Annotated in this window: 22 protein-coding genes, 1 tRNA gene and 1 pseudogene; 11 read left to right on the forward strand and 13 right to left on the reverse strand. The window is 69.9% G+C overall.

The window, feature by feature from the left end; translation table 11 throughout:
- Positions 1-26 precede the first annotated feature (26 nt).
- The 8 genes from ACWGSK_RS09330 to ACWGSK_RS09365 form a co-directional block, all read right to left on the reverse strand.
- The gene (locus ACWGSK_RS09330; protein WP_452455613.1) at positions 27-182 is read right to left on the reverse strand and encodes a hypothetical protein; all 156 of its coding nucleotides are present in this window, start codon (positions 180-182) and stop codon (positions 27-29) included.
- 97 nt (positions 183-279) lie between these two features.
- On the reverse strand, positions 280-954 hold the full coding sequence (locus ACWGSK_RS09335; RefSeq protein ID WP_358514598.1) for a hypothetical protein: 675 nt from the start codon (positions 952-954) through the stop codon (positions 280-282).
- Between the two features lie 294 nt (positions 955-1,248).
- The gene (locus ACWGSK_RS09340) at positions 1,249-2,142 is read right to left on the reverse strand and encodes a serine/threonine-protein kinase (protein WP_358514596.1); all 894 of its coding nucleotides are present in this window, start codon (positions 2,140-2,142) and stop codon (positions 1,249-1,251) included.
- Positions 2,143-2,216: 74 nt separating this feature from the next.
- Positions 2,217-2,624 carry a type II toxin-antitoxin system VapC family toxin gene (locus ACWGSK_RS09345; RefSeq protein WP_358514594.1) on the reverse strand — a complete coding sequence of 136 codons (408 nt, stop codon included), beginning with the start codon at positions 2,622-2,624 and terminating at the stop codon, positions 2,217-2,219.
- Entirely contained in the window at positions 2,617-2,880 is a 264-nt protein-coding gene (locus ACWGSK_RS09350) for a type II toxin-antitoxin system Phd/YefM family antitoxin (protein ID WP_358514592.1), read from the reverse strand. Before ACWGSK_RS09350 ends, ACWGSK_RS09345 begins: the two co-directional genes overlap by 8 nt.
- A gap of 105 nt (positions 2,881-2,985) precedes the next feature.
- The gene (locus tag ACWGSK_RS09355) at positions 2,986-4,143 is read right to left on the reverse strand and encodes an acyl-CoA dehydrogenase family protein (protein ID WP_358514590.1); all 1,158 of its coding nucleotides are present in this window, start codon (positions 4,141-4,143) and stop codon (positions 2,986-2,988) included.
- Positions 4,140-6,221: an acetyl/propionyl/methylcrotonyl-CoA carboxylase subunit alpha gene (locus tag ACWGSK_RS09360; protein WP_452455614.1), complete on the reverse strand. Its 2,082-nt coding sequence runs from the start codon at positions 6,219-6,221 to the stop codon at positions 4,140-4,142. The genes ACWGSK_RS09355 and ACWGSK_RS09360 overlap by 4 nt, the downstream gene beginning before the upstream one ends.
- Positions 6,222-6,228: 7 nt before the next feature.
- Positions 6,229-7,839 carry a carboxyl transferase domain-containing protein gene (locus tag ACWGSK_RS09365; protein ID WP_452455700.1) on the reverse strand — a complete coding sequence of 537 codons (1,611 nt, stop codon included), beginning with the start codon at positions 7,837-7,839 and terminating at the stop codon, positions 6,229-6,231.
- 131 nt (positions 7,840-7,970) lie between these two features.
- Here ACWGSK_RS09365 and ACWGSK_RS09370 point away from each other — a divergent pair, with 131 nt between their 5' ends.
- The gene (locus ACWGSK_RS09370) at positions 7,971-8,543 is read left to right on the forward strand and encodes an SACE_7040 family transcriptional regulator (protein WP_452455615.1); all 573 of its coding nucleotides are present in this window, start codon (positions 7,971-7,973) and stop codon (positions 8,541-8,543) included.
- A gap of 65 nt (positions 8,544-8,608) precedes the next feature.
- On the opposite strand, the gene ACWGSK_RS09375 is transcribed toward ACWGSK_RS09370, so the two are convergent.
- A complete protein-coding gene (locus ACWGSK_RS09375; RefSeq protein ID WP_358515708.1) occupies positions 8,609-9,094 on the reverse strand; it encodes a hypothetical protein in 486 nt (161 codons plus the stop codon).
- Positions 9,095-9,427: 333 nt separating this feature from the next.
- A tRNA-OTHER gene (locus ACWGSK_RS09380) sits at positions 9,428-9,525 on the reverse strand.
- Between ACWGSK_RS09380 and ACWGSK_RS09385 the strand changes: the two are divergent.
- Positions 9,481-10,782, forward strand: a pseudogene (locus ACWGSK_RS09385) (NAD(P)/FAD-dependent oxidoreductase); the annotation flags it as partial. The gene ACWGSK_RS09380 and the pseudogene ACWGSK_RS09385 overlap by 45 nt on opposite strands.
- On the opposite strand, the gene ACWGSK_RS09390 reads toward ACWGSK_RS09385, so the two are convergent.
- Both ACWGSK_RS09390 and ACWGSK_RS09395 read right to left on the reverse strand, forming a co-directional pair.
- Positions 10,770-11,447, reverse strand: a complete 678-nt coding sequence (locus ACWGSK_RS09390; protein ID WP_452455616.1) for a metal-sensitive transcriptional repressor family protein — start codon at positions 11,445-11,447, stop codon at positions 10,770-10,772. The pseudogene ACWGSK_RS09385 and the gene ACWGSK_RS09390 overlap by 13 nt on opposite strands.
- A 77-nt stretch (positions 11,448-11,524) precedes the next feature.
- Positions 11,525-11,815 (reverse strand): metal-sensitive transcriptional regulator, encoded by a 291-nt coding sequence (locus tag ACWGSK_RS09395; RefSeq protein ID WP_452455617.1) that lies wholly within the window; start codon positions 11,813-11,815, stop codon positions 11,525-11,527.
- 281 nt (positions 11,816-12,096) lie between these two features.
- Here ACWGSK_RS09395 and ACWGSK_RS09400 point away from each other — a divergent pair, with 281 nt between their 5' ends.
- The 5 genes from ACWGSK_RS09400 to ACWGSK_RS09420 all read left to right on the forward strand — a co-directional run bounded on the left by ACWGSK_RS09400 (position 12,097) and on the right by ACWGSK_RS09420 (position 17,469).
- Complete coding sequence (locus tag ACWGSK_RS09400; protein ID WP_358515716.1) at positions 12,097-12,342, forward strand: DUF2630 family protein; 246 nt, start codon at positions 12,097-12,099, stop codon at positions 12,340-12,342.
- Positions 12,343-12,462: 120 nt separating this feature from the next.
- Positions 12,463-13,107, forward strand: coding sequence for a DUF4126 domain-containing protein (locus ACWGSK_RS09405; protein ID WP_452455618.1), 645 nt, complete (start codon positions 12,463-12,465; stop codon positions 13,105-13,107).
- Between the two features lie 53 nt (positions 13,108-13,160).
- Positions 13,161-13,838 carry an HAD family hydrolase gene (locus ACWGSK_RS09410; RefSeq protein ID WP_452455619.1) on the forward strand — a complete coding sequence of 226 codons (678 nt, stop codon included), beginning with the start codon at positions 13,161-13,163 and terminating at the stop codon, positions 13,836-13,838.
- Between the two features lie 199 nt (positions 13,839-14,037).
- Positions 14,038-16,035, forward strand: a complete 1,998-nt coding sequence (locus ACWGSK_RS09415) for an acetoacetate--CoA ligase (RefSeq protein ID WP_452455620.1) — start codon at positions 14,038-14,040, stop codon at positions 16,033-16,035.
- A 174-nt stretch (positions 16,036-16,209) separates the two neighbouring features.
- On the forward strand, positions 16,210-17,469 hold the full coding sequence (locus tag ACWGSK_RS09420; protein ID WP_452455621.1) for a heparan-alpha-glucosaminide N-acetyltransferase domain-containing protein: 1,260 nt from the start codon (positions 16,210-16,212) through the stop codon (positions 17,467-17,469).
- Positions 17,470-17,491: 22 nt separating this feature from the next.
- Here the strand turns inward: ACWGSK_RS09420 and ACWGSK_RS09425 are convergent, their stop codons facing one another.
- A complete protein-coding gene (locus ACWGSK_RS09425) occupies positions 17,492-18,178 on the reverse strand; it encodes a hypothetical protein (protein ID WP_358515730.1) in 687 nt (228 codons plus the stop codon).
- Between the two features lie 358 nt (positions 18,179-18,536).
- Between ACWGSK_RS09425 and deoC the strand changes: the two genes are divergently transcribed.
- The 4 genes from deoC to ACWGSK_RS09445 all read left to right on the forward strand — a co-directional run bounded on the left by deoC (position 18,537) and on the right by ACWGSK_RS09445 (position 22,549).
- The gene (gene deoC / locus ACWGSK_RS09430; RefSeq protein WP_358515733.1) at positions 18,537-19,484 is read left to right on the forward strand and encodes a deoxyribose-phosphate aldolase; all 948 of its coding nucleotides are present in this window, start codon (positions 18,537-18,539) and stop codon (positions 19,482-19,484) included.
- Positions 19,485-19,486: 2 nt separating this feature from the next.
- Complete coding sequence (locus ACWGSK_RS09435) at positions 19,487-20,917, forward strand: aldehyde dehydrogenase family protein (protein ID WP_358515736.1); 1,431 nt, start codon at positions 19,487-19,489, stop codon at positions 20,915-20,917.
- A complete protein-coding gene (locus ACWGSK_RS09440) occupies positions 20,910-21,848 on the forward strand; it encodes an aldehyde dehydrogenase family protein (RefSeq protein WP_452455622.1) in 939 nt (312 codons plus the stop codon). The genes ACWGSK_RS09435 and ACWGSK_RS09440 overlap by 8 nt, the downstream gene beginning before the upstream one ends.
- 65 nt (positions 21,849-21,913) lie before the next feature.
- Entirely contained in the window at positions 21,914-22,549 is a 636-nt protein-coding gene (locus tag ACWGSK_RS09445) for a GNAT family N-acetyltransferase (protein ID WP_452455623.1), read from the forward strand.
- Positions 22,550-22,612: the final 63 nt, after the last annotated feature.

Below are 22,612 nucleotides of genomic sequence, written 5' to 3' on the forward strand. Positions count from 1 at the left end.
TCTTTCGTGTGCCGCGGAGGGGCCGGTCAGGATCGCTCACGCGGGCGACGGGGTTCGTCGTCCTTGAAGAGGTCATCGCGAGAGATCTGCGCGGTGGCGTTGGGGTCGGGGGCGGCCTCTTCCTCGTCGTCCTTGAAGAGGTCGGCGCGTGAGATGCGGTGCGTGGAATTGGGGTCGCTCATGGGTCCACTCCTTGGAGGTTCGGGGCAACCCGGATTTTATCCGCAGCTCACAGTGTGGCCGAACGTCCGGATTCGCGCACGTACGGTCGCGGCGGGATCAGGGGTCGGCGGTATGGGGTTGCCAGGCATGGGCCGGGATCCGGTTCACCAGGTCGATCAGGTAGTCCGCCGCGGTCAGCGCGCGGTCGGGGTCCAGGCGCATCGGCGCCCAGGTGAGGATGTGGTCCCCGGTGAACCGGATCGGAAGCGACCGTGATCGACAGTCCGACAACAGCCACGCGGCGGTCGCGTGGTCGAGCACGGCCCGGGTGAAGTGTTCGTCGGCGCCGACGGTGCGGAAGGCGCCGGAGAAGGAGACTTCGACCTGTGCGGGTTCACCCCGCCCGTCGAAGGAGACGGCCCTGGCCAGGTCGCGGCGGTGGATCTCCAGGTCCGCCCCATGTCCGGGGGTGCGCACGGCCACGACGCGGTGCGTCGTGCCCTCGCCGCCACGTCGGTCGGGGGCGTGGGTGAGTTCGAAGGCGGTGACCTGGTGGCGGTCGCGGTGGCCGATCAGAACGTGGTGCGCGCGGGGGTCGTGACCGCGCAGCGCGTCGGGCAGGGTGGCGCCCTCCAGGGGCGAAGACCGTTGTTCGACGTACTCCCAGCCGTGTTCACGGGCCCAGGCGTTCAGCTCGGTGACGCGTTCCTTGCGAAAGTGCGCGGCGACGATGATCGCGCCAGCGGACACCACGACGGTGGCCAGGGCGATCATCGGCAGGGCGCCTTCCATCCGGTGTCTCCTCATGAGGACTGTGGGAGAGCCCTGGGATCCGGGGCGGGGGCGCCGCTGTCCGGATCGGACGCGCGCCCGGAAGAGCAGGGGGCCCGCGCCGGCCATGTACGCCCATTCTGTGCCGTTTGTCGCTGGTTGTCACCCCTCGGGAGTGTTCCCTGACGTCACCACACACACTTTCGTCGCACTGTGCACATCCACCCCACCTGCGCCATGACCGGCCACGCACGACCTTCACAGTGGGCGACCCGCCACCATCGCAGTGTGAACTCTGTCCGGATGTGGCCACGATCAGTAGGGGCGCATGACGCCGTTTCGGGCCAGGGACAGCAGGATCCGCTCGGGGGACGGACGGAGTTCGGGGGTGTTCGCCAGCGCCGCGCGCACCGTGGAGAGGTATTCACCGGGCAGGCCGATCAGGTCGGCCTCCGCGCGCAGGATCCTCCGGGTGATCGCCTCCGGGGCGGACCCGAACGGGTTGCGTCCGGTGGCGGCGTAGACGGTCAGTTGACCCCAGCCGAACACGTCCGAGGCGGCCGAGGCGGGAGCTCCGCGCAGGCGTTCCGGCGCGATCCACCCGGGGGTGCCCCAGACGGGGCCGTGCGGGGTCTGTTCGGCGCGCCGGGCGGCCACCCCGAAGTCCAGCACGCGGGGGCCGCGCGGGGAGAGGATGACGTTGCCGGGTTTGAGGTCGCGGTGCACGATTCCGGCCCGGTGGATGTCGGCCAGCGCCGCGGCGACTCCGGTGACCACCCGGGCCAGCGCGCGGTCCCGCAGCGGACGCACGTCGCGCACCTGTTCGCTCAAGGTGGGGCCGGGAACGTGCCCGATGGCCAACCAGGGGATGACCGCTCCGGGCGCGGCCCCCGCGAACCGTGGAACGAAGCGGCTGCGCACCCTACGAAGGGCGGCGACCTCCCGGGTGAAGCGTTCCCTGAACTCGGGGTCGTCGACCAGTTCGGGGTGGACCGCCTTGACCGCCACCAACCGTCCGAAGCGTGACCGCGCGAGATAGGCGGTCCCCATACCGCCGGACCCGAGCCTGCCGAGCAAGCGGTAGGGGCCCAGGCGCGCGGGATCGTGCGCCCCGAGCGGGGCCGCGCCGTTGGGGTCGTGCGACGTCGAGAAGAGAGGCGTGGGCACGGTGCCGAGTCCTCGGGGGGAGAGGGCGGGTACATCGAGCACGCCCATACTCTCAGCGCGCGCGTCCCGCCGGCCGGTGAGGGGCCCCTTCCTCACCCATACGGCCTTCCTCGGGTTCAGACCTCGACGATGTCCAGCGCGCTTTCGAGCCCCTTGAAGTCGTCCACGTTCCTTGTGTACAGGGCAAGCCCGTGGACGGCGGCGATAGCGGCGATCATCAGGTCCATCCTGCGTGGCTTCGGGCTTCGGTTCGCGGCCATGGTCAGCGCTACGAGGGTGCCGTATCGAGCGGCGGCTTCTCCGCTGAATGGGAGGGGGACGAAATCCACGGCTGCGATCTGGAGCCGTTCGGTACGTGCGGCTCTGGTCACCGGATCCTTCGCCATGGCCACTCCTTGATGAAGTTCGGCCATGGTGATGGAAGTGATCTCGGGATAATCGGGCAAGGCTGCGGGGTCGAGATCTGGAAGGTCGATGAAAGCGCAGGTGTCGAGTACCCCTGACGTGTGCTGTGGCTCAGTCATCTTCGCCTTCGTCGACCCGGTCCTCGTCCCCGAACAGCTCGTCGGCTTCGGCTCTCATCGCGGAGTGGTCGATCCTGGGTAGATGCCGGTGACGTTCGACGAGCTCTCGCGCGCTGAGCCTACGCCGACGGGGGACCGGTCGAACCTCGGCTACTTCGACTCCGTTTCGGGTGACATGAAAGGTTTCTCCGGCCTCCACCGCGTCCATGACAGAGGCGGCCTTGTTCCGGAACTCCCTCTGGGTGATGGTCTTCATACTCCAAGTGTAGCCCCGTGTGTCTCATCGTGCTACAGGGTGCAAGAAGCGGCGCCGGGGCGCCGTCGGGTTTCGATGGCGCCCCGGCGCCGCGTGGCCTTGTGGCTAGGCGGGCAATCCGAGTTCGCGGGCGATGAGCATCTTCTGCACCTCGCTCGTCCCTTCCCCGATCTCCAGGATCTTGGCGTCACGGTAGAACCGGCCCACCGCGTAGTCGTTCATGAACCCGTATCCACCGAACACCTGGGTGGCGTCGCGGGCGTTGTCCATCGCGGCGTTGGAGGCGATGAGCTTGGCGATCGCCGCCTCCTTCTTGAAGGGCTCGCCGGCCAGCATCCGGGAAGCCGCGTCGTAGTAGGCCAGGCGTGCCGTGTACGCGCGGGCCTCCATCTCGGCGATCTTGAACTGGATCGCCTGGTAGGCCGCGATGCTGTTGCCGAAGGCCTGGCGCTCGTGGGCGTAGCGCACGCTCTCGTCCACGCAGCCCTGGGCCAGCCCCACGGAGAGCGCCGCGATGGCGATGCGTCCCTCGTCGAGGATCCGCAGGAACTGGGCGTACCCGCGACCGCGCTCGCCCACGAGGTTGGCCTCGGGGACCCGGCAGTCCTCGAACACCAGCTCATTGGTGTCCGAGGCGTTCCACCCGACCTTGGAGTACTTCTGTCCCACCGAGAAGCCCGGGGTGCCCTTGGGTACGAGGATGGCGGAGATCTCCGGACGCCCGTCCTCGCGGCGCCCGGTCACGGCGGTCACGGTGACCAGCGCGGTGATGTCGGTCCCGGAGTTGGTGATGAACGACTTGGTCCCGTTGATCACCCACTCACCGTTCTCCAACCGCGCGGTGGTCTTGGTCGCCCCGGCGTCCGAACCACCGTCGGGTTCGGTCAGACCGAACGCGCCGAGCGCCTCACCGGAGGTCAGTTTGGGCAGGTAGGCCTTCTTCTGCTCCTCGGTGCCGAACCGGAAGATCGGCATCGCGCCCAGCGAAACCCCGGCCTCCAGGGTGATCGCCACGGAGGAGTCGACTCGGGCCAGCTCCTCCAGGGCCAGACACAGGGCGAAGTAGTCGCCGCCCATCCCGCCGTGCTCCTCGGGGAACGGCAGCCCGAACAGCCCCATCGTCCCCATCTTGGCGACGAGATCGTAGGGGAAGGCGTTCCGCTCGTAGAAGTCGCCGATCACCGGCTTGACCTCGGTCTGGGCGAAGGTCTCCACGGCGGACCGCAGGTCGTCGTGCTCGGTGGACAGTTCGTGGCGCTTCATCGCTGCTCCTCGATGGAGGTGGAAGGGGTGTCGGCCGGGGCATCGGCCTCGACGGTGACCAGGACGGCGTCCATGGGCACGGAGGAACCGGGACGGACCGCCACGGTGGCGACGGTGCCGTCGATCGGTGCGGGCACGGAGTGCTCCATCTTCATCGCCTCGACCACCGCCAGGGTGGTGCCGGCGGTGACCCGTTGGCCCACTTGGACGGGAACGTCCAGGACGGTGCCGGGCATGGGGCTGCGCACGGTGCCGTCGGCGGTCGCGTCGTCCTCACGCGAGGCCGCGGTGACGGGTTCCTCGTGCACGCTCCAGGCGGCGCCGGCCGAGCCCAGCCACCGGTGATCGGTATCGGGGTCGTCGGCGCGCAGGTAGGTGCGGGTGTGTTCGGGGGTCGTGACGGTGAGCCGGGTGCCGTCCGTGGAACGGCGGGCACGCAGGGAGACGGGCTCCCGGTCTTGCGTGCTCACCTGATAGAGGCCCGGGCCGCCGTCGCGCCGAACCCGGACGATGACGGCGTCATGTCCGGGAACCCGCAGCCGCCACGGGGTCCATGCGGGTCCGCCCATCCGCCAGCCGTCCGGAACCGCGAACCGGTCGGCGGTCGGGCCGTTCTCCAGGTCGAGCTGGTGGTCCAGGGCCGCGGCGACGTACACCTCGGGCAGACGGTCGGGCGCCGGCTCGGGCGGGTCGGAGGCGATGAGGTCGGTGCTCAGATCGCCCTCGAACACGCGCGGATGGCGCAGCAACCGGCGTAGGTATGCGGTGTTGGTCACGCAGCCCAGCAGGGTGTAGGAGGCCAGCGCCGCGTCCATCCGGTTCAGCGCCTCGGACCGGTCCGCGCCCCAGGTGATGACCTTGGCCAGCATGGGGTCGAAGTCGGAGGTGACCGCCCCGCCCTCGGCGATACCCGAATCCACGCGCACGTGCGGGCCGTCGGGTTCGTCCAGGAGCAGGATCGGTCCGCCCGAGGGGAGGAATCCTCGATCGGCGTCCTCGGCGTAGATCCTGGACTCCACCGCGTGTCCGATCCAGGACACCTCCTTCTGGGTGAAGGGCAGTGCCTCCCCGTAGGCCACGTCCACCTGGAGTTCCACCAGGTCCACGCCGCGCTCGTCCCGTACCGCGACGACCTCTTCGGTGACGGGGTGTTCCACCTGAAGCCGGGTGTTCATCTCCAGGAAGGAGAACGACAGCTCCCCGTCCGGACCGGTCTCGGCGATGAACTCCACGGTGCCGGCGCCCACGTACCCGCAGGAGCGGGCGGCGGCCACGGCGGCCTCGCCCATGACCTGGCGTTGGGCGTCGGTGAGCAGGGGAGAGGGAGCCTCCTCCACCACCTTCTGGTGTCGGCGTTGCAGGCTGCACTCACGTTCGCCCAGGTGCAGGACGTTGCCGTGGGTGTCGGCCAGAACCTGGACCTCGATGTGGCGGGGGCGCTGGACCAGCTGCTCCACCAGCAGGGTCGCGTCGCCGAAGGAGGCCAGGGCCTCGCGGCGGGCGGACGCGGCGTCGGCGATTAGCGTGTCGGCCGCTCGCACGGCCCGCATGCCTTTACCCCCGCCCCCGGCCGAAGGCTTGATCAGCAGTGGGTAGCCGGTCTCCTCGGCGGCGCGCAACAGCTCCTCGTCGCTCAAGGGTCGTCCGGGTTTTTCGGTGAACCCGCCCAGTACGGGCACGCCGGCGGCGGCCACGGTGTCCTTGGCGCGGATCTTGTCGCCCATGGCCTCGATGGCGGAGGCCGGCGGGCCGATGAAGACCAGCCCCGCGTCGGTACAGGCGCGGGCGAAGTCGGCGTTCTCCGACAGGAAACCGTAGCCGGGGTGCACGCCGGTGGCCCCGCAGTCCAGGGCCAGGGCGACGATCCCGTCGGCGTCCAGGTAGTGCTCCACCCGCAGCGCCACGTCGGCGGCGAGGGTGTGCGGGGCGTTCGCGTCGGCGTCGGTGTACACGGCGGCGGTGCCGACGCCCATTCGGCGCAGGGTGCGCATGACGCGCAGTGCGATCTCGCCCCGGTTGGCGACCAGCACGCGCGAGGGCACGCGGGTCCCCGGGCTGGTTCGTGGTGTCGTGCTCAAGGGTTCCTCACATCCGGAAGACGCCGTAGCCCACCGGTTCCAGGGGCGTGTGGCGGGCGGCGGACAGGGCCATGGCGAGCACGTCGCGGGTGTCGGCGGGGTCGATCACGCCGTCGTCCCACAACCGTGCGGTGGAGTAGTAGGGGCTGCCCTGCTCCTCGTACTGGTCGCGGATGGGGGCTTTGAAGGCCTCCTCGTCCTCGGCCGACCACTCCTCGCCACGCCCCTCCTTCTGGTCGCGGCGCACCGTGGACAGCACGGAGGCGGCCTGTTCGCCGCCCATGACGGAGATGCGGGCGTTGGGCCACATCCACAGGAACCTGGGGGAGTAGGCGCGGCCGCACATCGAGTAGTTGCCGGCGCCGAACGAGCCGCCGATCACCACGGTGAACTTGGGCACGCGGGCGCAGGCCACGGCGGTGACCATCTTCGCGCCGTGCTTGGCGATGCCGCCGGCCTCGTAGTCGCGGCCGACCATGAACCCGGAGATGTTCTGCAGGAACACCAGCGGGATGGAGCGGCGGTCGCACAGTTCGATGAAGTGGGCGCCCTTGAGCGCGGACTCGGCGAACAGGATGCCGTTGTTGGCGACGATGCCCACCGGGTGTCCGTTGATGTGCGCGAATCCGGTGACCAGGGTGGTGCCGTACTCGGACTTGAACTCGGTGAACTCGCTGCCGTCGACGACACGGCCGATGACCTCGCGCACGTCGTAGGGGGTGCGGGTGTCGGCGGGCACCACCCCGTACAGCTCCTCGGGGGCCAGCTTCGGTGGACGCGGGGCGCGGGTCTCCCAGGCGGGTGGGTCGAGCGGGCCGAGGGTGTCGGCGATCCGACGCACCTTGCCCAGGGCGTCGGCGTCGTCGTCGGCGAGGTGGTCGGTCACGCCGGAGACCCGCGAGTGCAGGTCGCCGCCGCCCAGTTCCTCGGCGGTGACGACCTCGCCGGTGGCGGCCTTCACCAGGGGAGGGCCGCCGAGGAAGATGGTGCCCTGTTCGCGGACGATGACGGCCTCGTCGCTCATGGCGGGCACGTACGCGCCGCCGGCGGTGCACGAGCCCAGGACCGCGGCGATCTGCGGGATGCCCTGCCTGGACATGGTGGCCTGGTTGTAGAAGATGCGGCCGAAGTGCTCCCGGTCGGGGAAGACGTCGTCCTGCATGGGCAGGAAGGCGCCGCCGGAGTCGGCCAGGTAGACGCACGGAAGCCGGTTGTGCAGCGCGACCTCTTGAGCGCGCAGGTGCTTCTTGACCGTCATCGGGTAGTAGCTGCCACCCTTGACGGTGGCGTCGTTGGCGACCACCACCACGGGGCGGCCGGCCACGCGTCCGATCCCGGCGATCATTCCGGCGCCGGGCGCGTCCTGACCGTCCTCGCCGTAGAGACCGTAGGCGGCCAGCGGGGCGATCTCCAGGAACGGGGATCCGGGGTCCAGGAGTAGGTCGACGCGCTCGCGGGGGAGGAGCTTGCCGCGTTCGACGTGACGCGCGCGGGTCTTCTTCGGGCCGCCGAGGGCCGCGGTGGCGATCCGCTCCCGCAGCTCCGACGCGAGGGCGCGGTTCGCGGCCTCGTTGGCGGCGAACGCGGGTCCGGCGGTGTCCACCGCCGAACCGAGCACAGGTGCCCTGCTCATGTTGTCCTCTCGTGGAGGGATGTTAATGCTCACTAACAACGGTGATGTTAGTAACTACTAACATGGCTGTCCAGGGTTGGCGCGACTCGGAAGGCGGGCGGATGGCGGCGAGGGCTGTGGGACCCAGAACGGCTGGGCGACGGGTGGCGATCCTGGGCGCGGCGGCCCGGCTCTTCGCCGCTCACGGCTACAGGAGGGTGACCATCGACGACCTCGGGCGGGCGGTGGGCACCACCGGTCCCGCGCTCTACCGACACTTCCCAGGGAAGGAGGCCCTGCTGGGCGCCGTCCTGGTGGACATCAGCGAACGTCTCGCCGAACGCGGTCGCGACCTCGTATCCGGGTCCGATGATCCAGGCGAGGCCCTCACGGCACTGCTGCGCGGGCACATCGCCTTCGCGCTCGACGAACCCGACCTCATCACGGTGCACGACCGTGAACTGGGCAACCTCACCGCCGAAGACCAGCGCAGGGTCCGTCGGCTCCAGCGCGGCTACGTGGAGGAATGGGTCGGCGTCCTGGCCAGGTTGCGTCCCGACACCCCGGCGTCCACCCTGCGCGCCTCGGTGCACGCCGCGTTCGGCCTGCTCAACTCCACCCCCCACAGCCGCGGGTCGCTCTCCCGCGAGGCCATGGCCGACCTGCTCCTGCGGATGGGTGCGGCGGCCCTGCTCGCCGACGACACCTGACCGGACCCGCGTGAAGGGGGAGGGCGGCCCGAGTGCCGCCCTCCCCCTTCACGCGGGTCGGGAACCTAGGAGGTTTCCGTGTCCTCGGTGACGTTCTCCACCGGCTGGGTGACGTTCTCGTTCGGAGCGTCGCCGGTCACCTCGTCGGCTTCCCCGGCTTCTTCGGCCTCCGGAGCCTCTTCGGTCTCGTCCGGGGCCTCGTTCTCCGGAGCGTCGTCGCCGAACGCCGGAAGGTCGAGCTCCTCCAGGGCTTCCGCCGGGCCCTTCGCTTCCAGGAGGGCCCCGAACATCTCCAGCGCCTCGGGGTCGCTGAGCAGCTCGACGGCGTCCTCATCCGCGAGGAGCTCCTGGACCTGCGGGTCCTCTAGGAGCGCCGCGGCCTCGGGCGACAGCTCCTGGCCCGGTTCGGCGACCTCGTCGGTGGTGTCGGTGACCTCCTCGCTCGGCTCGGTCACCTCGTCCGGCGGGTCGGCGAAGGCCGCCCCGACTCCGAACACGGTCAGCCCTCCGGCCAGCACGGTGGTGGCGGCGATCCTGGTGAACGATCGCATACGAGTTCCTTGCCCCTCTCCTGTCACGGGTCAACACGTTCCATACGTGAATGACTACACACAGTGACCAACCATGTATGTCGGATGGCCGCTCCGGCAACAAAGGGGAGGTTTCGTCCCAGCGAAGTTCCCGTATGCCGTCACGCGGAAGGTCCAATGCGGCACAAAGTCCCGGGAACGTTCCGTGTGGGTTCTGGGGAAAACGGGACGCGTGCTCGTACATTCGACGGCGGTGAAGTGGGTACTCCTGCGTCCGACGGCCCGCAGACGCGAAGGACGTCCCGCCCCCGATACGAAGAAGGAGCGGTGAACACATGTCTCGGCCTCGGATCGTGGTGGTCGGTGCGGGATTCGGTGGACTTCACACCGTGCGCCACCTCGAACGCCGCATTCCCAACGGTGCGGCCGACATCGCCCTGGTCGCACCGAACGACTACATGCTCTACAGCCCGTTGCTGCCCCAGGTGGCCTCGGGGCTCCTCACCCCGCAGTCGGTGGCCATGTCGGTACACCGGCTCATGAAGAAGACCCGGTTCGTGCCTGGGCACGCGGTGGGTGTGGACACCCAGGACCACACCGTGGTGGTGCGACGCCCCACCGGCGAACTCGCGCCCGTGCCCTACGACCGGCTCGTCCTGGCGCCCGGTGGCCTGACCCGGGAGTTCGACATCCCCGGCCTGACCGAGTACGCCTACGGAGCCAAGACCCTCGCCGAAGCGGTCCTGCTCCGTGACCACGTGCTGGGCCAGCTGGAACTGGCCAACGACTCCAAGGATCCGCTCGAACGGGAGGAACGCTGCCGCTTCGTGGTGGTCGGTGGCGGCTACACCGGTGTGGAGACCGCGGCCTCGCTCAAGCGCCTGTGCGAGGAGGCCGCCCGCCTCTATCCGGAACTGCGCTCGGTGATCCGCTGGCACCTGATCGACATCGCGCCCAAGGTCCTGCCCGAACTCGGTGACCGACTAGGCCGCAAGGCCCTGAACCTGCTGCGGAACCTGGGCGTCGAGGTCAAGCTCAAGGTGACCGTCCGTGAGGTCACCGCCGACAAGGTCGTGCTGACAGACGGGCGCGCCCTGCCGTGCCGAACCCTGATCTGGACCGCGGGGGTCTCTCCCAGCCCGCTCATGGAGACACTCGGCAAGCCGACGATGCGCGGCCGACTGGAGGTCGGCGCGGACCTGTCCGTTCCCGGAGAGCCGGACGTGTTCGCGATCGGTGACGCGGCCGCCGTGCCCGACCTGTCGAGCGCCGAGAGCGCCTATTGCCCGCCCACGGCCCAGTACGCCAGCAGGCAGGCGGCCACCGTGGCGCAGAACGTGGTCAACTCGATCCTGGGACGGCCGCTGAGCGAGTTCCGGCACAAGGACATGGGGCTGGTGGTGGACCTGAGCGGCAGTGACGCGCTCGCCCGCATCATGAGGTTCGACCTGAGCGGTCTGCCGGCGCTGGGCGTCACCCGCGGCTACCACGTGATGGCGGTGCCCTCGGCCACGGCACGGGCGCGGATCGTCGCCAACTGGGGGATCCGCGCCGTCACCGGGGGAGAGGTCGCCCGGATGGGGTTCGCCGACGAGGGGCGCCCGTCGTCGTTCGTGGCCAACGAGAAGGTGGACTACCTGGACGCGGAGAGCGCTCGCAAGACGGGCGCCCGCCTGCGGGAGAACGAACAGGATCGCTACGGAGACTGAGTCGAACCCTCGTCGAGGGCCCCGGGAACGTCGGAGGACGTGGTTCCGGGGCCCTTCGCGTTCCGGGCGCCGCGCCGACGGATGACGATGATGAGGACGACCGCGACCGCGATCAGGGCCGGCGCCAAGAGGAGTTTCCACGGGTCGAAGAGGCCGGGCGGGTCGGCCAGGAAACGACGGATCGGGGAGTCGGGGTCGGCGAGGATCGTCGCGACGAACACCGCGGACAGCGCGATGGTGACGACCAGGGCCACTTTCCCCCAGAGCCCCCGCAACCCCATACGTCGCCGCAGTACCCCGCCCGCCTCGATGATGCGGGTCACCCGGGCCAACCGCAGCGTTGCGGCGATCCTGACCAACCGTAGGAGCTGGGCGGGGCCGAGTGTGAAGACGATCGCCGGCACCGTCAACACCGCGACGAAGGTGCTCCACCGGTGGGTACGCAGCCAGTCGAGCTTGTTCTCGGCCAGCGCGATGAGCAGGATCCACTCCGCCCAGAGGACCAACCCCGCCAACCAGTTGACCCGCGCCCCGATCTCGGACCAGATCCCCTCGCCCCACAGGGAGAGGAAGACCGCCGGAACGGAGAGGGCGGCGCTCAGCAGGACGGGGATCGCCAGGTGGCGTTCGAGCGTGGTGGAGAGGGTGTTCTGTTCGGGGGCCATGGCGAGAACGTAGCCTGATCAGGGATGGTGCCGGCGACCCGTGGCCGGGTCCGGCCGAGCGGGACGCGGGACGGTCGTCAGGAACGGACCAGGCGGGCGATGGCCTCGGAGGCCTCGCGGACCTTCTCCTCTGCCTCCTCGCCGCCGCTGGCCACAGCGTGCGCGACGCAGTGCTTGAGGTGTTCGTCGAGCATGGACAGGGCGAAGGAGCGCAACGCCTTGTTGACCGCGGAGGTCTGGGTGAGGATGTCGATGCAGTACTGGTCGTCCTCGACCATGCGCTGCAGGCCACGGATCTGGCCCTCGATGCGGCGGAGCCGGTTGATGTGGCTCTGCTTGTCGTGGCTGTAACCGTGGTTCGCCGTCATGCCGCCGTTTCCCTCTTCTGCCTGCTCAACTGCCATAACAATACCCCCTAAAGGTATTCAAGGGCGGGGCCTCGTGGTCTATTCCGCTCGGCCGGCCGCCGACCCGGAACGAAACACCACCAACGCGGCCGTAGTAGGAGTTTCCCAGACCGCCGGGACCTTCGGCCCCGGGTCACGGGACCGACGTCGTTCCCGGCCTCGCGTAAATGTTCGGTCCGAACCGGACAACCCGGGGTGCCCGGCCCTTGCCCCGGTCTCCGGAGCGCGCGGACCATGGCGTTATGAGCGACAGCGCCGAACAGGACATCATGACGACCATCCGCGGGTTGATGGACGAGGAGCACGCGCTCCGCTCCACACCCGGTGGACTGGAACCGGCCGAACGCGGTCGGATGAAGGAGGTCGAGGAGGCGCTCGACCAGTGCTGGGACCTGCTGCGTCAGCGACGGGCCAAGGACGAGTTCGGGCGGGACCCCGACGACGCCGAGGTCCGGCCGGTCTCCGAGGTCGAGAACTACCGACAGTGACTCGGCGCCGGCCGTTACGCGCAATCCACAACCAGAGGCCCTTCCGGAGCGTCAACATGGATGACCGCCGGCTTCGAGGAGCCGGCGCCGATTCCTGTCCGTCGTGCACGAAGGAACCGCATGTTCGCCACCCTCACCGGGTTGGGCCTGGCCTCCGCGTCCGGGCTCAACGCCTACGTCCCCCTGCTTCTGGTGGGGTTGATCGCCCGATTCACCGAGCTGGTCCCGCTCGGCCCCTCCTGGACCTGGTTGGAACACCCGATCACCCTGATCAGCCTCACCGTTCTGTTGGTGGTGGAGTTCGCGGCGGACAAGATCCCCGCGTTGGACAGCCTCAACGACGCCGTTCAGACCGTGGTCCGGCCGTCCGCCGGTGGCATCACGTTCGGGGCGGGCGCCTCGACGGTGGAACTGGCCGAGATCACGGGTGAGGCCTCCGGGGCGGCGGCCGGCTCCGGCGGGGTGGCGTGGGGCGCGGTCATCGCCGGCGCCCTCATCGCCCTGGCCTTCCACGTGGTCAAGGCGCTGGCCCGGCCGGTGATGAACGCGATGAGCTTCGGCGTGGCCGCCCCGGTGGTCTCCTTCCTGGAGGACGTCGTCAGCTTCCTGACCTCGGTGATGGCGATCCTGCTACCGGTGCTCATCCTCATCGTGTTCCCGCTGATGGTGCTGTTCGCGGTGTGGGTCGTGCGCCGACGCCGACGGATCCGCGCGGAACGTCGGTCGGTCGATCGGGAAGGCCATGACCTGGGAGACCCCGCCTGAGGGTGGCCGAAACCGCATACCGGAAATCGGCCCGTGGCCGTAAAGTGCATCCGATGCCTGAGATGACTTTCGAGAACAGCGACCCCCGCCACATCGTCTGGGACTGGAACGGAACCCTCCTGGACGACAACCACGCCAACCTCGCCGCGGTCAACGCCGTCTGCGCGGGGTTCGGCCGCGAACCCGTCGAGTTGGAGTACTGGCGTTCGATCTTCCGCCGCCCGCTCGTCTCCTGCTACGAGGAACTCCTCGGACGTTCCTTCGCCGAAGGGGAGTGGGACCGGGCCGAGGAACTGTACGACACCAACTACGTGAAGCACCTGCCCACGTGCGACCTCGCACCCGGTGTCCCCGACGTCCTGCACGACTGGACCGGCACGGGCGGCACCCAGTCGCTGCTGTCCATGGCCTCCCACGACCACCTGGTCCCGCTGATCGGTGAACGCGGACTCACCTCGCACTTCACCCGGGTCGAGGGGCGCAGGTTCGAGACCGAACAGGACTCCAAGGCCGAACACCTGATCCACCACCTGCGCCACCAGGAACTGGACCCGACCCGGGTCGTCCTCATCGGCGACATCGACGACGACGCCCGCGCCGCCCGCGAGGCCGGCGCGCAGCCGATCCTGGTCGCCGGCGGACTGATGTCCCGGGAGCGCCTGGAGGCCACCGGCGCCGTGGTCGTCGACTCGCCCGCCGAAGCCGTCGCCATCGTTATGTCCCTCAACTGAGCCCACCGGCCGTGGGTCAACGTAGGAACCCCACTCTTTCCAGGACTTCGGAAGTGGGGTTCCCACGTACTTCCACGACCGTGGTGACCTGCGAACTCCATGGAATCCACTAGGTCGGGCCGGCCCGTGATCGCGAGCACGGCGTGCTGTTAGATGGGTCTCGAAGCAACGCAAAGCCACGCGATCGGAAGGCGGGCCAATGACGGAGAGCAGCGTGCCCCGTGTGCTCTGGGAACCCGACGAGCGGCGGATCGACTCCGCCAACATCGTGGCGTTCGCACGATGGGCCGCACGGGAGAAGGGCGTCGATGCCTTCGGCGGCGACTCCACCGAGGCAAGGGACTTCGACTACGACGCCCTGTGGCGCTGGTCGGTCACCGACGTCGACGGGTTCTGGGCCTCCATCTGGGACTACTACGGGGTCCGGGCCGACACCCCCTACGAGACGGTCCTGGCCGACCGGAGCATGCCCGGGGCGCGGTGGTTCCCCGGCGCGACCCTCAACTACGCCCGGCACATCTTCGAGGGCCGTGACGACGACGCCGTCGCGATCCGGCACGCCACCGAACTGCGCGGACTCGGCGAGTGGACCTGGGGCGAGCTGCGCGAGCGCACCGCCGCCATCGCGGCCGGGCTGCGCGAACTCGGTGTGGGCGAGGGCGACCGGGTCGCCGCCTACCTGCCGAACCTGCCCGAGACGGCCGCCGCGTTCTACGCCGTGGCCTCCCTCGGCGCCATCTGGTCCTCCTGCTCACCCGACTTCGGCGTGCGCAGCGTCATCGACAGGTTCGCCCAGATCGAGCCGAAGGTGCTGTTGGCCGTGGACGGCTACCGGTACGGCGGCAAGGACTTCGACCGCCGCTCCGTGGTGGAGGAACTGCGCGGAGCCCTGCCCACCGTGGAACGCACGGTCCTGCTCGACCACCTGACCCCCGACGCCGAGTCGGCGGGCGCCCTTCCCTGGGCCGACCTGGTGGCCTCCGGCGCGGGCGCCGAACTGACCTTCACCCCCGTTCCCTTCGACCACCCCCTGTGGGTGCTCTACTCCTCGGGCACCACCGGTCTGCCCAAGGCCATCGTCCAGGGCCACGGCGGCATCCTCCTCGAACAACTCAAGAACCTGAACCTGCACCTGGACGCCCAGGAGCACGACCGCGTCCTCTGGTTCACCACCACCGGGTGGATGATGTGGAACTTCCTGGTCAGCGTGTTGCTGACCAAGGCCTCCATCGTCCTGTACGACGGCAGCCCCGCCGCCCCGAACATGGACGCGTTGTGGGACCTGGCGGCCGAGGCCGGGGTGACCGTGTTCGGCACCAGCGCCGGGTACCTGTCCTCCTGCATGAAGGAGGGCGTGGTCCCGCGCGAGGGGCGCGACCTGTCCGCGCTCAAGGCGATCGGTTCCACCGGTTCCCCGCTCAGCCCCGAGGCGTTCTCCTGGGTGTACGAGGAACTCGGCCCCGACCTGTGGCTCTTCTCCACCAGTGGTGGCACCGACATCTGCAGCTGCCTGGTCGGCGGCACCCCCACCCTCCCCGTGTACGAGGGCGAGATCCAGTCTCGCGGGTTGGGCATGGCGGTGGCCTCCTGGGACCCCGACGGCAAGGAGCTCGTCGGGGAGGTCGGCGAGCTCGTGGTCACCGAACCCGCGCCGTCCATGCCGGTGTTCCTGTGGGGCGACGCCGACGGTTCACGCCTGCGCGACAGCTACTTCGCCGTCTACCCGGGGATCTGGCGGCACGGCGACTGGATCGAGATCACCGACCGCGGCACCGCGATCATCTACGGCCGCTCGGACTCCACCATCAATCGCGGTGGCGTGCGCATGGGCACCAGTGAGATCTACCGGGCGGTCCTGGCCCTGGACGACGTCCTGGACGCCCTGGTGGTGGACGTCCCGCAGCAGGACGGCTCCTCGCGGATCGAACTGTTCGTGGTGCTGCGCGAGGGCGCCGACCTGGAGGGCGACGTGCCCAAGGAGATCGCCCGCAGAATCCGCACCGACTGTTCGCCCCGACACGTCCCGGACCGGGTCCGCGCCATCGCCGCCGTGCCACGGACCCTGTCCGGCAAGGTGCTGGAGGTTCCGGTCAAGCGGATCCTCATGGGTGAGAGCCCGGAGAAGGTGGCCAGTCGCGACTCGTTGGCCAACCCCGAGGCGTTGGATCACTTCAGCGAGATCGTCGACGGGGGCTGATCCGGCCCACGAACGGTCGTCCCCCGCCCAACACCGGACCCGGTGCTCGGCGGGGGACGCGGTCCACGCCCCGAGGTTCGCCCGGTGGGCGGGCCTTTCGGCCGGCCGAGTGTGGCCGTTAGGAGAACGTCAGGGCGTTGGAGACCCACGCGCGGTCGGCATAGCCTGACAAACGTGGCACAGAACCAGTCTGACGACACCGGCACCCTTCCCGACGACCGTCCCCCCGCCAAGAATCGTGTCGACGGCATCGACGCCGCTCGGGCGCTCGCGGTCTTCGGCATGTTCGCGGTCCACCTCGGGGTGGTCTCCTTCGGGCTGCTGCCCGAGGAACAGGGCTGGGAGCTGCACGGACTGGTCCGGGGCAACTCCTCGGCGCTCTTCGCCTTCCTCGCGGGAGTGTCCCTGGCCCTGATGAGCGGACGCGCCGAACCGGTCTCGGGCCGGCCGCTGCATCGGGTGATGGTCAAGATCGTGGCCCGGTCGCTGGTCATCGGTCTGCTCGGCCTGTTCCTGGACTCGCTCGCGGTTCCGGTGGCCATCATCCTCACCTACTACGCCGGGTTCTTCGTCCTGGCGCTGCCGTTGATCCGCGCTCGGGCGGTCGTGTTGTGGGTCGCCGCCGCGACCCTGGCCGTGTTCGGTCCGATCGTGTCCTTCCTGTTGCGCCAGGACCTGTTCCCCGCGCAGCCGCGTACCGGCGCCGTCACCTCCTTCTCGGAGTTCTTCCTCACCGGCTACTACCCGGCCATCACCTTCATGGCGTTCATGTTCGCGGGTATGGCGGTGGGCCGCACGGACCTGACCGCGACGGTGGTGCGCGTGCGCATGGCCGTGGGCGGCGCGATCATGACCGCCATCGGCTACCTGGGGCCGTGGGTGCTGCTCTACCCGATGGGCGGCCTGGACCGGCTCACCGAGGCCCACAGCACCTTCCTCAACGGTTCGCCGCTGAGCTCGGTGGACGCCGGGACCGCCGAGGAACTGCGCTGGAACACCATCGACGCCATGCACAGCATCAGCGGGCAGGTGCACACGGACAGCTGGTGGTGGCTGGCGGTGGGCACCCCCCACACCGGGACCACCTTCGAGATCTTCGAGGCCGTTGGCCAGGCGTTGCTGGTGTTGGTGATCTGCGTGCTGCTGGCCGAGCGGCTGCCGCGCGTGATGTACCCGCTCACCTCGGTGGGCCGGATGCCGCTGACCGTCTACACCGGGCACATCCTCGTCCTGGCGGTCATCGTCGCCCTCCACCCGGAGAACGCCGCGGGCGGACCGTTCTACCTGGAGTGGTTCATCCTCGGCTCGTTCGTGTTCGCGACCTTGTGGCGCCCGTTGCTGGGGCGCGGACCGCTCGAACTCGGTCTGGGCAAGGTCGCCGAGAGCGCGGTGGTGCTGATGGACGAGGCCGGCGGCCGGGACCGGCGCGGCTGAGGGAGACGACCGAGCGAGGCGCTCAGCGGCCCTCGGGCCGTCGGATGTTGGCCGAGGTGCGGTCCCGGTGGGCGAGCGAGTCGGTGGTAGTCCGGGTGTTCTGCCGGATCAGTCGGCGGGCGTCGTCGGCGGCCGAGCGCGCCACCTCCGGGCGGGCCACCGGCCGCTGCGCGAGTTCGGCGTCCTCGGGCAGCCCGATGTCCATGGGCAGCCCGGCCCTGCCGATCACCCTCAGCTGGGAGGCCTCCTGGGAAAGGGAGGGGCGGATGTCGCCGTCGGGGGTCTTCCAGGCGGCCAGACGATGGACGAACCAACGCCCGCCCCGGAACTCCTCGCCCCGGTCCCAGACCGACCCGTCGGGGCGTTCGAGGAGGGCGTGCCGCAGGTCGGCCAGGGTCCACCCGGCGGAGAAGAAGCGGGCCGACTCGGCCTTGAGGAAGGCGAAGTCCACCCCCCGCAGTGACGGGTCCTCCCGGCGGATCAGCTCACAGGCCTCGTGCACGGCGTGCGGGGTGTGCCGTGGTCGGTGCTCGGGGTCCGCGACGGGTTTGCGCAGCAGGGCGTCGTCGACGGTCACGATCACCTCACCCCGCCGGTTGTCCCAGACGCTCACGTCGTCGCGCGCCCACCCCTGGGACTCGGCCAGGGCGAGCGCCATCTTGCGCAGGTCGACCTGGGTGTCGTCGCTGCTGATCCGGAATTCCGCCATGGCGCCCAGCGTAGCCGCGAGGCGCGACGTTCGCGCTCGCTCCGAGTCGCTCAGGGGAGTGGTCCGGTCTAGACCGCGCCTGGGGCGAGGGCGGGGGACCAGGCCGGTGAAAGGGCCGTTCTGGGGCTTTTCGAGCGCCTGTTGGGAGGAAGGGACAACGATCACATGGCATGAGCCTTAGAGATTTCTCCAACCTTGATGACCCCGAACACACGAGGCGATGCCACCGACGGGGCCCGGGGTTATGGTGACTGCCTGACGGCCCCGGCCGGGACGCGGAGCCCCCGCGGACGACCCGGGACCCGCCGTCCCCGCCCAACCGGTGGCGGACGGTCACAGTGAACCGACGAAGCTGTAGGTGCCCGTGTCACACACCGCGACCGCGCCCGAGGCGACCACGAACCACGCGCTTCGGGCCTATCTGTACGGCCTGCCCGGTGTCGACGAGGTCGGCGCCCGGGCCCGGGCCCAGGACCTGTCCACCCGGTCCATCAAGACCACCGCCAAGGCGGTCGCCATCGACCTGGCGATCTCCATGGTGGACCTGACCACCCTCGAAGGCGCCGACACCCCGGGCAAGGTCCGATCCCTGTGCGCCAAGGCGGCCCTGCCCGACCCGGCCGACCGCACCGTGCCCAAGGTGGGCGCCGTGTGCGTCTACCCGGACATGGTCGCCACCGCCGTGGAGGCGCTGCGCGGCACCGGCATCGGGGTGGCCTCGGTCGCCACCGCCTTCCCCGCCGGGCGCGCGCCCCTGGACGTCAAGCTCGCCGACACCCGGCGGGCCGTGGCCGACGGCGCGAGCGAGATCGACATGGTCATCGACCGCGGCGCGTTCCTGTCCGGCGACTACCTGAAGGTGCACGAGGAGATCGTCGCGGTCAAGGAGGCCTGCGGGGACGCCCACCTGAAGGTCATCCTGGAGACCGGTGAGCTGAACACCTACGACAACGTGCGCCGCGCCTCCCACCTGGCCATGCGCGCCGGTGGCGACTTCATCAAGACCTCCACCGGCAAGGTGGCCCCGGCCGCCACGCTCCCGGTCACGCTCATCATGCTGGAGGCCGTGCGCGACCACCACGCCGCGACCGGTCGTCGCGTCGGCGTCAAGCCCGCCGGCGGCATTCGCAACACCAAGGACGCCATCCGCAACCTGGTGCTGGTCAACGAGACCGCCGGGCCCGAGTGGCTCACCCCGGACCTGTTCCGGATCGGTGCCTCCAGCCTGCTCAACGACCTGCTCATGCAGCGCACCAGGCTGTCCACCGGCACCTACCCGGGCCCCGACTACTACACGCAGGACTAGCCGTGATCTTCGAGTACGCGCCCGCACCGGAGTCCCGCTCCGTCGTCAGCCTGCGCGAGACCTACGACCTGTTCGTCGACGGCGAGTTCACCCCGGCCCAGGGCGGTGAGTACGTCACCGACCTCAACCCGGCCGACGAGGAGGAACTCGCCCATGTGGCGGTGGCCGGGGCGGCCGACGTCGACCGCGCCGTCGCCGCCGCCCGCCGCGCCCAGGAGACCGTGTGGGGCCGCATGAGCGGCGCCGAACGCGGCAAGTACCTGTTCCGCATCGCCCGGATCATCCAGGAGCGTTCGCGCGAACTGGCCGTCCTGGAGACGCTGGACAACGGCAAGCCCATCAAGGAGACCCGCGACGTCGACGTTCCGCTGGTCGCCGCGCACTTCTTCTACTACGCCGGTTGGGCCGACAAGCTCGCCCACGCCGGATTCGGCCCGAACCCGAGACCGCTGGGCGTGGCCGCCCAGGTCATCCCGTGGAACTTCCCGCTCCTGATGCTGGCGTGGAAGATCGCCCCGGCGCTGGCCACCGGCAACACCGTGGTGCTCAAACCGGCCGAGACCACCCCGCTCACCGCGCTGGTCTTCGCCCAGATCTGCCAGGAGGCCGACCTGCCCCCGGGCGTGGTCAACATCCTCACCGGCGCGGGTGAGACCGGCCGGGCCCTGGTCGAGCACCCGGGCACCGACAAGGTCGCCTTCACCGGCTCCACCGAGGTGGGCCGACAGATCGCGCGGTCCGTGGCCGGCACCGACAAGCGCCTCACCCTGGAACTGGGCGGCAAGGGCGCCAACATCGTCTACGACGACGCGGCCATCGACCAGGCGGTGGAGGGCGTGGTCACCGGGATCTTCTTCAACCAGGGCCACGTGTGCTGCGCCGGCTCGCGTCTGCTGATCCAGGAGTCCATCGCCGAGGAGTTCCTGCCCCGGCTCAAGGCGCGCATCGCCAAGCTGCGCCTGGGCGACCCTCTGGACAAGAACACCGACATCGGCGCGATCAACTCCGCCGCCCAGCTGGAGCGGATCCGCGAGCTCACCGCCACCGCCGACGAGGAGGGCGTGGAGCGCTGGTCGCCGGCCTGCGACCTGCCCGAGTCCGGCTACTGGTTCGCGCCCACCGTGCTGACCGGCGTCAGCCAGGCCCACCGGGTGGCCCGCGAGGAGATCTTCGGCCCCGTGCTCTCGGTGCTGACCTTCCGCACGCCCGAAGAGGCCGTGACCAAGGCGAACAACACCCCCTACGGGCTTTCCGCCGGGGTGTGGACCGAGAAGGGCTCGCGCATGCTCTGGACCGCCGAGCGTCTGCGCGCCGGCGTCATCTGGTCCAACACGTTCAACAAGTTCGACCCGACCAGCCCCTTCGGTGGCTACAAGGAGTCGGGATACGGCCGCGAGGGCGGGCGACACGGTTTGGAGGCCTACCTTGGCTGAGCGGCGCGAGAACAAGAAGAAGGGCGGGGCCCCGGCCGAGGTCGACGCCGAGGTCCCGGCCCGCCTGGCGGTGAAGAAGACCTACAAGCTCTACCTGGGCGGGGCCTTCCCCCGTTCGGAGTCGGGCAGGAGCTACCCCGTGACCTCAGCGGACGGTACCCATCTGGCCAACGCCTCACTGGCTTCCCGCAAGGACGCCCGTGACTCCGTCGCCACGGCCCGCAAGGCCTTCGGCGGCTGGTCCGGACGCACCGCCTACAACCGCGGCCAGATCCTCTACCGGATCGCCGAGGTCATGGAGGGACGGCACACCCAGTTCGCCGAGCAACTGGTCGCCGCCCAGGGGATCACCCGGGCCAAGGCCGACCGTTACGTGCGGGCCGCCGTGGACCGCTGGGTGTACTACGCTGGCTGGACCGACAAGTTCGCCCAGGTCATCGGGGGCGCCAACCCCGTCGCCGGGCAGTACTACAACCACTCGGCGCCCGAACCGACCGGTGTGGTCGTGGTGTTCGCGCCCCAGGGCGCGCCGCTGCTGGGCCTGACCTCGGTGCTGGCCCCGGTCATCGCCACCGGCAACACCGCGGTGGTGGTCTCCTCCCAGACCGCTCCGCTGCCGTCGATCGAGCTCGCCGAGGTGCTCGCCACCTCCGACGTTCCCGGCGGGGTCGTCAACATCCTCACCGGGAACGTGGGTGAACTCGGCCCGCACCTGACCGCGCACGCCGACGTCGACGCCCTGGACCTGGCGGGTGCGGGCGACCGGGCCGTGGAGTTCGAGAAGGCCGCCGCCACCACCCTCACCCGGGTGCTGCGCCCCGGGCCGGAGGCCGACGGCGGCGAGGAGGCCTGGCTCGACACCGACCCCGGCACCTCTCGCCTGACGCCGTTCCTGGAGACCAAGACGGTTTGGCATCCGGTCGGAGTGTAAGACTGACGGTCGGGCCCGCTTCGCGAACGAGGCGGGTCCGCTCCGACAGCGAGTGGAGGATGAAGGTGCCGGTGAACACCCCCGAAGAGGTTCAGCCCCCCGTCCCCGAACACCGCACGGTCCCCGGACTGCGCCTGGTCCGTCTGGACCGCAACAACCCCGAGGTCGAACTGCTGCGTGAGGTGGTGGCCCGTCAACGGGTCGCCCCCGGGCAGCGCAGGTTCGTCGACGAGGCGGTGCACACCCTGCCCCGTGCCGACGACGACCCCGAACGCTTCCCGTACGCCATCGTCCTCACCGAGGGCGACCTGTCCGACCACGCCGGCGCCTTGAGGGCCTGCGTCGGGTTCGGCATCGTCGACCGCCGCGGGGTCCTGCGCGAGATCGTCGACGAACCCGACGAGGCGGTGCTGTTGCGCGCTTTCCACATCGCACCCGAACACCAGGGCAAGGGAATCGGCCGCACCGCGTGCTCGGCCCCGCTGCTCGACCTGCTCGTCGTCCAGGTCGCCCCCCGCGCCGAACAGATCGTCCTGTGCCTCAACGAGGGCAACGAGGACGGCGAACGCACCTACCTCGCCGCCGGGTTCGCACCGACCGGTCGCCACTACGACGCCAGCGAACACGGGCCCCAGCGCGTGTTCGCCCGGCCACTACAGACCGGATCGCACCCGGTGCCACGACTCCCGGAGCCGCGTTGACCGTGGCCCCATGAACGTCCCGGCGTGCGCCCGGTCCCTGTCTCTTATACACATCTCCGAGCC

Source organism: Nocardiopsis sp. NPDC055551 (genome assembly GCF_053619415.1).